The 12,309-nt window shown below is 50.4% G+C and carries 8 protein-coding genes; 1 reads left to right on the forward strand and 7 read right to left on the reverse strand.

The features are described from left to right. Positions 1-95: 95 nt before the first annotated feature. The 6 genes from MMG03_RS09245 to MMG03_RS09270 are packed head-to-tail and all read right to left on the reverse strand — an operon-like array spanning position 96 to position 10,077. Positions 96-1,142 carry a glycoside hydrolase family 18 protein gene (locus tag MMG03_RS09245; RefSeq protein ID WP_073159067.1) on the reverse strand — a complete coding sequence of 349 codons (1,047 nt, stop codon included), beginning with the start codon at positions 1,140-1,142 and terminating at the stop codon, positions 96-98. Positions 1,143-1,152: 10 nt separating this feature from the next. Then, positions 1,153-2,247: a hypothetical protein gene (locus MMG03_RS09250; protein ID WP_073159069.1), complete on the reverse strand. Its 1,095-nt coding sequence runs from the start codon at positions 2,245-2,247 to the stop codon at positions 1,153-1,155. Positions 2,248-2,256: 9 nt separating this feature from the next. After that, positions 2,257-4,437 (reverse strand): hypothetical protein, encoded by a 2,181-nt coding sequence (locus MMG03_RS09255; protein ID WP_249506147.1) that lies wholly within the window; start codon positions 4,435-4,437, stop codon positions 2,257-2,259. A gap of 12 nt (positions 4,438-4,449) precedes the next feature. Further along, on the reverse strand, positions 4,450-6,756 hold the full coding sequence (locus tag MMG03_RS09260) for a hypothetical protein (RefSeq protein WP_083538177.1): 2,307 nt from the start codon (positions 6,754-6,756) through the stop codon (positions 4,450-4,452). Positions 6,757-6,774: 18 nt separating this feature from the next. Further along, entirely contained in the window at positions 6,775-9,321 is a 2,547-nt protein-coding gene (locus MMG03_RS09265; protein ID WP_073159075.1) for a hypothetical protein, read from the reverse strand. A 15-nt stretch (positions 9,322-9,336) separates the two neighbouring features. After that, on the reverse strand, positions 9,337-10,077 hold the full coding sequence (locus MMG03_RS09270) for a sugar-binding protein (RefSeq protein ID WP_249269351.1): 741 nt from the start codon (positions 10,075-10,077) through the stop codon (positions 9,337-9,339). Positions 10,078-10,288: 211 nt separating this feature from the next. On the opposite strand from MMG03_RS09270, the gene MMG03_RS09275 reads away from it, so the two are divergent. Next, entirely contained in the window at positions 10,289-11,503 is a 1,215-nt protein-coding gene (locus MMG03_RS09275) for a glycoside hydrolase family 5 protein (protein ID WP_249506148.1), read from the forward strand. A 4-nt stretch (positions 11,504-11,507) separates the two neighbouring features. On the opposite strand, the gene lpxA is transcribed toward MMG03_RS09275, so the two are convergent. After that, positions 11,508-12,275 carry an acyl-ACP--UDP-N-acetylglucosamine O-acyltransferase gene (gene lpxA, locus MMG03_RS09280; protein ID WP_073159197.1) on the reverse strand — a complete coding sequence of 256 codons (768 nt, stop codon included), beginning with the start codon at positions 12,273-12,275 and terminating at the stop codon, positions 11,508-11,510. Between the last annotated feature and the right edge of the window lie 34 nt (positions 12,276-12,309).

Raw genomic sequence — 12,309 nt, forward strand, 5'->3', positions numbered from 1 at the left:
CGACACCGGGAAGGGGTTTGGTTGAAATATATATACTTTTTTTTGGAATAGTAATTTTTTTAGTGTAAAAAAGCGTATGTTAGTATTTTTTTACACTACTTTTTCTTCTTCGGGGCGTAATTCACTTCCGGACGGAGAACCAGACCGGCAGTCACCATCAAAGACACGATGTTTTCGTCATGATCCTGACTAATATCGTACATGGCGACACCAGCCAAGCTTTCATCCTTAACCATCATGCTAATAGCCTTCACAGAAGGAATACCCATGAAGACAATGGTTTCAGAGTTGCTTACAGCCACTTCAGAGGAAGATTCTTCATCAAAGTTCACCTTGTAGTCCGGAGCTTCGAACTTCTTCATCAGTTCCTTATAGGCCAAGTAACCTTCGTTACCGCTACCTACACCCTGATGAGAAGAACCCAGGCCGCTTGCACCGGCAAAGGACTTACCATACATGGGAACAATGGGAACGATCTTGTCGCTGGAGACACCCTTGCCAGACAGAGCGCGAACAGCGGATTCCACGTCCTGCTTAGAAAGGTTGGGCTTGACGGATTCTGCAGATTCGTCCATCTGGTCGCCTACAGACAGTGTGACATAGTCAGCCTGGCTGATTGCATCGGAATAGGCATCCATGGTTGCAGCATAGGCCATCACGGAAACAGACTTGGAACCCAGCTTATCCTTGAGAGCGGAAACCAGCTTGCCAATGTCGGCGGCATCATCGCCAGTTGCATTGGTCCAGTCCAGTTCCACACCACCAAGATTATACTTTTCGACCCATTCCATAGCAGCATCGCAGAAAGCGGAAAGCTTGGAATCGTCACCGGCGATAGCCTTCAAATTGCCTTCGTTTTCGAAGCCACCGATGGATGCCACCAGGGAAACGCCATTTTCAGAAGAAAGCTTGGCCAACTCTTCGAAGTTAGCGGCATCGCTTTCGTCTGCGTAGGCAATGCTACCGTCTTCAGCCGGAGCCAAAGAGGCATAATGGATATCTGTCACGAACTGGTAACGAACATCCTTCGGGAAGAACTGGCTATACTGAGCCCAGGACGGGTAGTATCCAACAACCTTAAAAGGAGCCGCAACGGCAGCAGCAACAAGAGAAGCTAAAGCGATAAAAGAAAGCTTTTTCATAAAAACCTCGCTACGGATTACCGATTAAATAAACTTCACCGTCAACTTCGGACTTGCAGTAAAGATCAGCGGAGAAATCCCAAACTTCACCAGTGTTGCCAACAGGTGCAGCATTGGGGCTCATGGCCTGAGTAGACGTCTTCTTCTTCTGGTAAATACTGTCTCTCGGAGCACGGTCTACATAATCCTTAACTTCTTTAGTTTCAATGGTGTAGATAGTATCCTTCGGAACGATAGAAGAATCGCCTTCTGCAAGATGCTTCTGATAGGAGGAAAGCAACATTGTGGTATCCTTGCCGTCAGCATCCACATAACTAATCTTAGTTGCGGAGTGAGTAGTATCGGCTCGTTCGGTTACGCTCCAAGTAGTGTCGTAAACCGTTACAGTGGTATCATAGCGGGTAACCGTAACGTCCAGCTGCTTGATGACAGCGTTATCGCCTGCACGGCAGAAACGGTAGGCACGACCTTCATAACGGCCAGCACGAATGTACTGATACTTGATCAAGTTGGAATCAACAGGAACAGACTTCAGGAAAGCCAGGTCTGCAGAAGCCTTGTTTCCGTAAATGTGGTACGGATTCAAGGCCAGGCGGTACTGCATCGCGGTCTGACCGAAGATGTTGATGGAAGAGTCCGGATTGTACATACCGTTCAGGAATGCGGCAGAACCAGGCCAGTAACTTTCGCTAAGACCAGCATAGTTAAGGAAGATTTCCTTTACTGCGGTAGAATCATCAAAATAGGCAGTCCATTCGGCATCGTCGTTGAGGATGATACCGGTGACATAAGTCTTCTTGACCTGCTGTTCTGCCTTGGTCTTGGCAGAGGCGAGCTTTTGTTCATAGGTCTTATCGGAAGAGTCGGCCTCGATAGCAGCCTGAGTCAGCTGCTCGGTAATCAGATTACGAAGAACAGCATTGGAATCAGCCACGGCAGACAGGGCCTGATAGGTTCCCAGGTCCGGATTGACTCTTGCATATTCAGACACACTAAAATCAGAGGGCCAGTTTTCAGCGTCGCTATTGCTAATGCTATCTGCAGAGCAGGCAACCAAAGCGATTGCTGCAGCGAGGCCCATGCCATACTTAAACATCTTATTCATGATAACCTCCTAGAACAGAACCGTAATGTTACCGGCAATCAAGAGCTTGCTCAGGCTCAATTCGCTAGGCTGAGCAAAAGCGACTCCGTTTTCATCTACGGCAATGCCCGTGTAGTTAACAGTGTTGGTCAGGAGACCTCCCTGGAGATCCAGGACCGCACCGGGGCCCAACTTAATCTGCAAGCCACCCATGGCCAGCATTTCATCAATGTCATTAACAATGACTGTTTCAGACAGAGGCAGACCGCTACCAAATTCCTTAGTCAGCATCTGCATGCCGCCGAGGATAGTGAAGGGGCCCCAAACGTCTGCGGTAAGGCCAGCAACAACGCGGGAAGTCTTACGCTTCAGGTAGTTGCTTTCTTCTGCGGATTCGAAGGATCCCTGCAGAATGAGTCGGCGGTTCAGACCGAGGAACGGAGCCACATTCAGGCCAAGACCTGCACCGATAGTGGTATAGTCGTTATCGACATCGCTGCTATGGCTATACTGAGAGAAACGACCATTAATGGTAATGGCATCGTTCCAAGCCACGTTAGCGTTCAGGGCGAAACCTACACGGTCGGGAGTTGCCAGACCCATGGGCATAGCCATGTTGACAGAAGGATCGACAAATTCAGAATAGCTAGCGTATTCCAACTGCTTGCTAGCAACAGCTTCGTAACCATTCTTGTAGAAGTGGCCCAGTCTGTAGTTGTTAGCCAGACGACCGAATGCATAGTAGGAGTCAACAGAGGAACCATTCAAGATCGGGGTTTCAGCGTCTTCAGACTTAGTCATCAAGTTCTGCTGCTGCAAAACGTTGACATTGTAAATGCTGAAGTACATGTTTTCAAGGCTACCGGAACGGAAGCGGCTGACCACATCAGCGTCGGCGCCAGAAATGTTAGCATCGCCATTCAGGATCGTTGCACCGCCAACATAGTAGGCAGAAGCAGCCTGTTCAGACCAGAACTTTTCGTCGTTCTTGACGATGGTAGCCTTAACATCAAAGTTAACACCAGCAATGTCACCGTTTACATAGGGAGACACATGCAGAGCCATGCCAGAAACGTTTTCAATTTCTTCGTCGCTCCAGTGCTTACCGAAAGTCATACCGTCGGCCACATAGAACTTAGTCTGGAAAACAGAGTCCTTGCCGTTGTCGTCAAGAGCCTTGCCGTTTTCATCGAACACGGGGTAATCGTAGCTCTCAACCTTATAGTTGTGGATGGTATCGAGAACCAGGGAGTCGCGGGACAAGGTCCACTTGGAGCCACCGATTTCAGCATCGATACCAGCGCGGATCTTACCGTCCATGATCATGTCCTTGGTGTCATAACCAATAACACCGGTGTAGACCATGTTGTCTTCGTAGTACAGGTTCTTGATAGCAGCATCTTCCTTGGAACGGGAAGACTTCTGACGGTCAAAGGTGTAGACGAAGTTACCACCGATGGTTGCGCCAAAGGCTTCAACGCCCAGGTTTGCGCCATAGAGGTAGCGGTCGCTCCAGTCAAAGTCGAAGAAGACTTCATCGGCCTTCTTGGCGATATTGCGGATACGGGCACCAGTCATCTGGACGTAAAGGTTGGACAGGGGGCCCATATCGAAGCTATTGTACTTGAAGTTCAAGCCCTGCAGCAAACGATTGGAAGAGGTATCCAAGTTGCGCAAAGCAAGAGCTTCCTGACGCTTGGCAAAGAAGATTTCCGGTTCCTGCAGAATTTCAGCCTGGGGCACGTAAATGGTGAGAGGAGTATAACCAACTCTCATGTAGCCAAGATTGAAGTCGACGTGCTTGTCGAGAATCTTGCCATCGTAGCTAAACCAGTGACCGATCACAGGGTTGATCGGTTCGTCGTAAGCGCTCTGCCAATCCTTGTGGAGACGGAGTTCTACTCGAGCTTCAGTTTCTGCACTGGGACGAGCGTTAACCTTGAGGTTTACGTCGGTGTAGGCCTGGTTTTCACGCTGGTCAGCTTCGTTGTAAAGCTGATCGGAACTCATGGTGGAAGAAAGAACCCCACCCTTAGCCGTACCGCCAATGCGAAGACCCAAGACTGAAGAATTCATAGAATCAAGAGTATTGAGGAGGCTCTGCTGACGTTCGACCAAGGTCGAATCTGCAGCGGCAGCGTATACTGCGGCTCCGCAAAGAAGAAGCGAGATTCTGGAAGTCATCTTAAACATATCCTTATTCATTTTCATCTTGCGCCTCCCTTAGAAATTCACGTTCAAGATGGCCTGAACAACAGCCTGGGAGAATTTATGAGTGTATTCGGCAAGGTTCTGGGTATTGCCATCGACATCTGTAACCGTTACATCGGCATAGTTAGGCACATTGGATCCAGCACCTTCTGTGGTATTATATGTGTTTTCAACATTAATCATACCATAGTTCAGCTCGAGATAGACACCTTCTGCGACAGTGTAGTCGAGACCCACCATCCACTGCATCTGCTTACCCTTCAGCAACGGAGTCTCGTAACCCGGAGCAACGTTGAGTATCGGACTAGAAGATACAGCATCAAATGTGGTGTTAATCATCTGGAGACCAGCGTTAATACCGAGACGCGGCATGTACTGAACGTAGAGGCCTGCGTTGATGAAGTCCATGCTCAGTTCACCCTTGTCAGCGAAATAGGGCTTGAATTCATCAGTGAGTTCCTGAGTCTTTACAGCATGCTTGTAGCTGCCGGACAGTTCAAGAGGCAGAGAGAAGCCAAGCATCTTGAACACATCCACCTTAAGACCTGCACCGAATTCCTGGAATTCAGCTTCCTTCATGAAGACGTTGTCGCTCTTCTTCTGCTTCAGCATAGAGAAGATGGCGTTTGCTTCGGCGAAATCCTGGAAGCCAAACTTCATGTCGATGTTGAAACCACTGCGGTTCGGAGTAGCAAAGCCATTGGGCAAGCTCATCTGAACAGACTTATCGAGCATGAAGCTCATCAAAGCCAATTCCCTGCGGGTGTAAACAGAAGTGCTATAGGCATTTCTCTGGATCGGAGCGATGTTGTAGCTGTTGGTCTGACCCTTAATGGTCGGGTCATCGGTATTAGCCAACTGGGTTCCCACCGGAGTAAACTTCGGATCGTAGTAGTACAGAGAACTGAAGGTGGAGTAGAGCGGAGAGTTAACACCGTAGCGGCTAACGTTACCGTCCTTATCGGAGTTCAGAGTACGGGTAGCGAAGAACTGCGGAGACTGAGCAAGGTTGTTGAACCAGTTGCTGTCATTCATCACGTAGTTAGCTGCCAACTGGATGTCCAGACCGACGGGGAGCTTGTAACCAGCATTGAAGGAAATATTCAATGCAGAACCGTTGTCATCTTCGGTAACTTCGTTATAGGCGACTACATTGCCGAATTCATCGAAAGCAGGCTCAAAGTGGCGCTGTTCATCGCTGGACATGGCGTATTCACCCATCACATCCAAGGTCAGGCTCTTGTTGCCGAGAATGCCAGCAATGTCGGCACCGGCGCGAGCAGAAATGATCGAGGTGTTCTGCGGATCAGTTTCATACGGGTTGATGGGCTGATACACAGTATAGCCACCATCTTCGAAAGTACTGGGGTTAAGAATCGGGCCTTCCAATTCACCAGTTTCGGTGTTGTAATAGCTCAGCTGACCATTGTAGATGACTTCCTGATACTGAGTACGGTAGGTATTGGTGAAGCTTGCGCTATCATCAAAGACCAACATACCAGTAAAGCCGAGGAAGACGTTCTTGTCTACAGGCAGGTATTCGACGTTTGCACTAAGCAACCACTTATCCATATTGGATGCCATGGAGGAACCCGGATAAATAGCACCGTCATTCAGCAAGCTGTTATAGCCGTTAGCAAGAAGGTTGCCGTTGGAACCGGAGAAGTCCAGGAGCTGGACGCGGCGAACGCGGGCAAAAATACCTTCTGCACGGATTTCACCAGCCATGCCACCGAAATCGTGGCGGAACTGGAGGTTCACACCCTGCAGGTTGCGCTGGTTCCCAACGATCATGGCTTCTTGCATAGCCATTTCACGGGCGCGAGCAAAGATCAGCGGTTCATAGAGAATGCCATCAAGACCGGTGGGGGCGAAAAGGGTCAGGGGGCTGTACTGCTGACGGAAGTCACCGACAATCCAATACAGGTCCTTACCGACATTGCCTTCCATATTCAGCCAGTTTGCAGTCAGGGACTTTGCGGAAGTAGCAAAGTAGTTCTGCATGCCTGCTTCCATACGGAGTGTTGCGTTAAAGCGGACAGCTTCGTAAGGACGGAAGTGGAAATCCAAGTCTGCAGAAACAAACTGGGATCTTTCGGTGTTGGGCATCTTGTTGAGCTTGCTGTCTTCCTGGTCAGAAGACATGTAAGCGTTATTGAGCACGCCAGTAATGCGGCCACCAACTTCAAAACCGCGCTTGGAAGAAAGGGAATCTTCCTTAGCCTGGAGCTGTCGATCCAGTTCAGCTTCGGACACTGCAGAAGCGACAGAGGCGGCAGAAGCTACAAAAAGCAGGGATACTAAAACTTTATGCATCATAGTTATACCTTAATCCCCTTAGAACCAGACCTTGGTTTCAGCCGTAATGAAGTGGCCGGTCCAGTCGTTTTCTGAAATGTAATTGTCTGTATGAGTTGCATACTTGTAACGGAGGTGGAGACCTGCGCGAGGAGAGAAGTCCCAGTCGACGCCAAGACCGATTGCAGTCTGGTAGTAGTCCACAGGAGCCTTCTTATAGGTAGCCTGGCTAGTCGGGATCAGGAGACCGTACGGGCCGCTAGCATTGGTAACCTTAGAGGAAACTGACACATCTTCTACCTGGTAGCCGTATTCAGACTTCCAGTTTTCAAAGCCGAGGTGACCAACCAAGTGGATAGTCGGAGTCAGGGCAAAGGTAGGTTCGAACAAGCCGTAGAAGCTCCACAGAAGCATGTCGCTCTGAGATTCGCTATAGGCGATAGGAGCGAAAGTCTTGGACACACCGGAAATGGAAGCGTAGCCGCTCATCATCAGGTTGCGATCGGTACCGAACCAGTGGCCAATGTCATAACCACCGTCGATGGAGAGGTAGGAAGACCACTTGATATGAGACGGAACTTCTTCCTTCTTCATCTGGTCAGCATTTTCGTAAGCTACGAAAGATTCCCACAGTTCCCAGGTACCACCATAGAGACCGCCACGCTGGCGTTCCATCTTACGCTGGTTGGTGAGAACACCTGCACGGTTGTAGTAACCATTCTTTGCAATTGCGTTACCGGAGTCAGCCCAGAACAAGGCGTTAAACTTGGTCCAGGAGTTGGTGCTTTCCCACATGTTACGGCCATTCAGGCGGTAGTTGAAGAGGATGACGTCATCACCGGCTTCAATCTGGCGATGCTGGGCGTACTGAACACCGAGACGGCCACGGTTGAATTCCGGTTCGAACTTGAAGTTAAGACCAGCCATGTTGGGGCCATAACGCATAGCACCACCATTCAGGTAGAATTCGTCCTTGCGCCAGCTGCGGAGACGAGACGGATCGGTAATGCCGTAGGGAGAGAAGAAATCCTTTCCGAAGTAGACGGCTTCAACAGTAGTGGGCAGCCAATCAAGATGCTTGTCCTGAATCTTGACATAAACACCCAGAGACGGAGCGGAAACACTGGAAGTCGTTGCATCGCGAGTGTAAGCTCTCTTGCTAGTGGTGTCCACATCCTGGAAGGTAGTGGAATCATCCCAGCTAATGGCCACATCAGCCATCAAGTAGAACTTGGGAACGATGTTACCCTTGATGTCCAAGGAAACGATCTGATTGTTTTCAAAGTGCGGGTCACCTTCAAAGGCGTTCTTTGTCCAGGGGCCGGCAAATTCATCTTCGTCAATAAGACCTTCATCGTAGAAGACACCCAGGTAGTTGGCACCGAGAGTCATACCGTCGAAGAGCTTGTTCTTTGCCAGACGGCCGTGAATCACGTCGCCACGGAAGTCGTAGTTACCGGACATTTCCAGTTCGCTGGGCTGACCACCGTAGAGGCGGAGACCGTCACGAGTACCGGCGTCCATATCCTTGGGCTGAGAAATCATGGCCTGTGCGGTCATGCCAAAGGGCATGTTGTACACGTTCATGAACACGCCACCGAAAGAACGGTTGGTCCAGAATGCACGACCACCTTCCTTGACGGGCTTAAAGGACTTTTCCTTATAGTAGGTGCTGACAGTCTTTTCTTCTTCGAAGGTTTCGTACTGCCATGCAAAGCGGGGCATGGTTTCGCGTTCCCACATGGTAAGGGGAGATGCGCAAGCCCAGATAACACCACCTGCGGTCACGTAGGCGCCAAACACAGAAGAACGAATATCGATACCGAAGTTCATTTCTTCTTCAACGCCAGCTGCAGCGTAGTCGGTGTTGTGGTCAAACATCACACGAGTCCAGTTGTAGCTGGGATTGTTGTTGGGTTTTTCGGCCATATAGTTTGTATACAAACCGGTCAGGTCGAAGGGGAAAGTCATATTGGTCCACAAGGTCATATAGGAGTTGGGCATCAACACCATATTCATCTTGAGGGTAGCGTCAACAGCGGTACGAGCCTTGTCGTCGCCGTACACCGGAGCGATTTCGGTGTAGTCGAAATTCTTGACGCGGAAGGCCATGTAACCGGAGACAGCCAGCGGAACATCGTCCTTACCCATGAGGGTAGATTCCATGTCGTTGGCCAGGGTATCCAGGTTTTCCTGGATGGCGGCAACGCGCTGTTCGGCGGTCAGGTCCTTAGGAATATAGACCTTGGCTTCGGGAGCAACCTTTGCGGGAGCCTTTTCAACATTGGCACCGCCGAGAGGCTGAACTTCTTCGGCAGCGGCCACTTCTTCGGCAGGTTCCTCTGCAACAGCAGGTTCAACCTCAGTAGCCGGTTCGGCTTCGGAAGCATAAGAATCGGAGCCATAGGTATCAGAAGAGTATGCATCGTAGGAAGATTCGTTGGAAGAGCTTTCTTCAGAAACGCTTTCTTCTGCGGGAGCTTCTACAGCGGAAGCTTCGGAACCGTAATCGGAATAATCATCCTCTTGAGCAAGAGCAAGAGAGGAGCAAAGCAGGGTTGTTGCTAATAGAGATAATTTGCGCATATAATCCTAGTCCTCTTAGATCTCATTGCGGAACGGATAGTAGGCAGGACCCTCGTAAGCCTTGCCATGCTTCTTAATAACAATATCGTCCATCCAGACCTTGAAGGATTCGTTTTCGTCCTTACGAACTTCGAGGCGGAAGCCCTTGAAATTAGACCAGTTGAAGGGGAGCATCACTTCGCGAGTATTCTTGGCATCCCAGTACACACCAGTGGTACCGAAAAGCTTCAGAGGAATGCTAAAGCGGGTCCATTCGGTGGTAATTTCACCGAGACCCTTGGAACGGAGCTTGACCTGCAGGGATTCACCGTTACTCTTAACGCCATCATCCACAAGCACGAACAGAGCGTTTTCACCACCCTGGGCACCCTTGATCCAGAACTCCAGGACGCCGTCTTCCAGGTACGGAGCCAGGTCTACGGAACCGGCAATACAGATTGCGATACCGGAGTAGTCGCTAGCGATCAATTCCATTTCCATGGAAAGAGCGCCTTCCATGGCGTACTTATCCGTGAGGACCGGTTCGGGGTTTTCACGGGGATACTGGTAGGTATATCCACCACCACGGGGAATTGCTTCACGCATGATGACGGTTACAACATCCTTATCCGGGCGGAAGGACTTGCCTTCTTTAAGGACAAAACGACCAGCATCGCGATCGCGATAGCTGCTAAAGGAAGCCGCATCAGCTAGGGAAACGGCAAGAAGCATGCCCAAGGCACACTTCAGTAACGACGAGATTCTCATATATTTCATATCCTAAGGAGTCTCCAAAAACGGACGGTGCTCAAATATAATCAAATTTGAATACAAGCCCAAAAATAACATTTTTATATGCACTACGAATACCAGTTTCTCAAAAAAACATGTTTTCCGATGTAAACAAAAAAAACATTTTATCAATATGACCCTCAACGAATTAAATTTATGTTTACAATACCGACTTTTACACTACGGGAAAGGTTTTATGAAACGAATTCTGTCCACTCTCGCCATTGTATCTTCTGCCCTAATTTGGCAGGCTTGTTCCGACGATCCGGCCAGTTCCAGCGAGGAACCGGGCTCCTCCGCGTCTGCACTTCCCACCAGTAGCGCAGGCATCGATGAGGACGAACCCACAGGTCAGTCCTCGCTTCCGGATTACAGCCGCGCCATCGCCGTCAACAAGATGCTGGGACACGGCATCAACTTCGGTAACTCCTGGGATTCCGGCATCGATCCCCAGAAAAAGTGCGAAGAAGGCAAGGAAAACGACTGGTGCTACACAGAAGGCAAGGTCTACGACTACCTGGACGAAAAGTGGAACAACCCCATTGATGACGAATGGTTCAAGATTGCCAAGGACGCAGGTTTCCAGTCTATCCGTCTGCCGGTTCGTTGGAACCAGACCGCCCTGCAGGAACCTCCCTACACTATCCAGGCGGAACGCGTAGCCGGTGTGAAGCACCATATTGACGTGGCCAACAGCCTCGGCATGCCCGTGGTCATCAACCAGCACCACTTTAACGAACTTTATGAAAACCCCGACAAGTACTTGCCGCAGTTCTACGCCATCTGGGAACAGATTGCCGAAGAATTCAAGGATTACAGCAACGACTCCCTGGTTTTCGAAGTCCTGAACGAATCTCGCGGAAAGTCGGATAAAATCCTGGCCCAGATGACTGACAGCGCCATCAAGATCATCCGCAAGACCAATCCGGGCAGAACCATCATGATTGACCCGGGTAACTACGGTAAGTTCGATCTGATGGGCGATTTCGCCGATATCAAGGACAGCAACATCATTATCGACGGTCACTACTATGAACCTTATAGCTACAGCCACCAGGGACACAACGGCGCATGCGGCTCCCTCTGGAAGCCCATCGACCAGACCGCAGCTCTCTCCATCGTCGCCGACTTGAAGAATTACGTCCAGCTGGCAAAGAAAACCTTCCCCGGCAAGAACGGAACCTACGCCCCCCTGTACATCGGTGAATTTGGCGCCTCTTCCGCCTGCGAAGCCGAAGGCGTAGACGACGAAAACAGATCCTATTATATCAAGGCTATCGTGGAAGTCGCCAACCAGCTGGGCTATACCTGGGCCATCTGGGGCTTTACCGGAGTTCAGTTCGACATCTACGACAAGGGTGCCGGCGAATGGTACCCCAAGATTCTGGAAGTTCTTCAGAAGAATATGTAATAATCTACGGTCGAACGATAGAACCGGCCCAATGATCGTCAAAGAAGGCTTGGAACAGATGTTCCGGGCCTTTTTTCAATTCCTCGATGACTTCGGAGGCGGGGCGGCCGCTACGGTACAGCATACGGTAGGCCTGTTCCAGGTTGCGGATACGTTCTTCGGGGAATTCTTCGGGATGGAGGCGGAGAGCATGGAGATTAAGACCACAATAACGGATAGGGGTTCCCGATGCCTTGGTACACGGAGGGACGTCGCGGTCCACCTTATAGGTTCCGCCCACGAAAGCGTATGCACCCACCTGGTTGCGCTGCTGGATGGCAGTAACGCCACCGATGGTAGCGAACTCACCGATGCGAACATGACCGCCAAACTGGCAACCATTGGCGATAACGGCACCGCGGCCAATCTGGCAGTCGTGACCGATGTGGGAATAGGCCATGATCAGAACCTGGTCGCCGACGCGGGTGCAACCTCCCCCCTGGACGGTTCCGCGGTTTAACGTACAGTATTCGCGGATGGTGCAGTGGGCGCCGATTTCTAGGCGGGTTTCTTCCCCGGCGTACTTCAGGTCTTGTGGGGGCGCCCCCAGAACGGCACCATCATACACATGGGTTTCAGGTTTGATGTTCACTCCGCCATACACATGTACCCTGGATTCCAGGACCACGCCTTCTCCGATTTCAGCCCCTTCATCTACCAGGCACCAGGGCCCGACAACAGCAGAATCGGGGATTTTTACAGAAGGATGGACAAATGCGGAAACGTGAATCATGGCAAAAAAGTAGAAATTTCCTAAATTTGCGAAC

The organism is Fibrobacter sp. HC4, assembly GCF_023373925.1.
Taxonomy (GTDB): domain Bacteria; phylum Fibrobacterota; class Fibrobacteria; order Fibrobacterales; family Fibrobacteraceae; genus Fibrobacter.

What these genes read in the sequence shown, in the direction of transcription:
- MMG03_RS09245 (WP_073159067.1), bottom strand. Translation starts at nt 1,142, where the DNA reads ATGAAAAAGCTTTCTTTTATCGCTTTAGCTTCTCTTGTTGCTGCTGCC.
- MMG03_RS09250 (WP_073159069.1), bottom strand. Translation starts at nt 2,247, where the DNA reads ATGAATAAGATGTTTAAGTATGGCATGGGCCTCGCTGCAGCAATCGCT.
- MMG03_RS09265 (WP_073159075.1), bottom strand. Translation starts at nt 9,321, where the DNA reads ATGCGCAAATTATCTCTATTAGCAACAACCCTGCTTTGCTCCTCTCTT.
- lpxA (WP_073159197.1), bottom strand. Translation starts at nt 12,275, where the DNA reads ATGATTCACGTTTCCGCATTTGTCCATCCTTCTGTAAAAATCCCCGAT.
- MMG03_RS09255 (WP_249506147.1), bottom strand. Translation starts at nt 4,437, where the DNA reads ATGAAAATGAATAAGGATATGTTTAAGATGACTTCCAGAATCTCGCTT.
- MMG03_RS09270 (WP_249269351.1), bottom strand. Translation starts at nt 10,077, where the DNA reads ATGAAATATATGAGAATCTCGTCGTTACTGAAGTGTGCCTTGGGCATG.
- MMG03_RS09275 (WP_249506148.1), top strand. Translation starts at nt 10,289, where the DNA reads ATGAAACGAATTCTGTCCACTCTCGCCATTGTATCTTCTGCCCTAATT.
- MMG03_RS09260 (WP_083538177.1), bottom strand. Translation starts at nt 6,756, where the DNA reads ATGATGCATAAAGTTTTAGTATCCCTGCTTTTTGTAGCTTCTGCCGCC.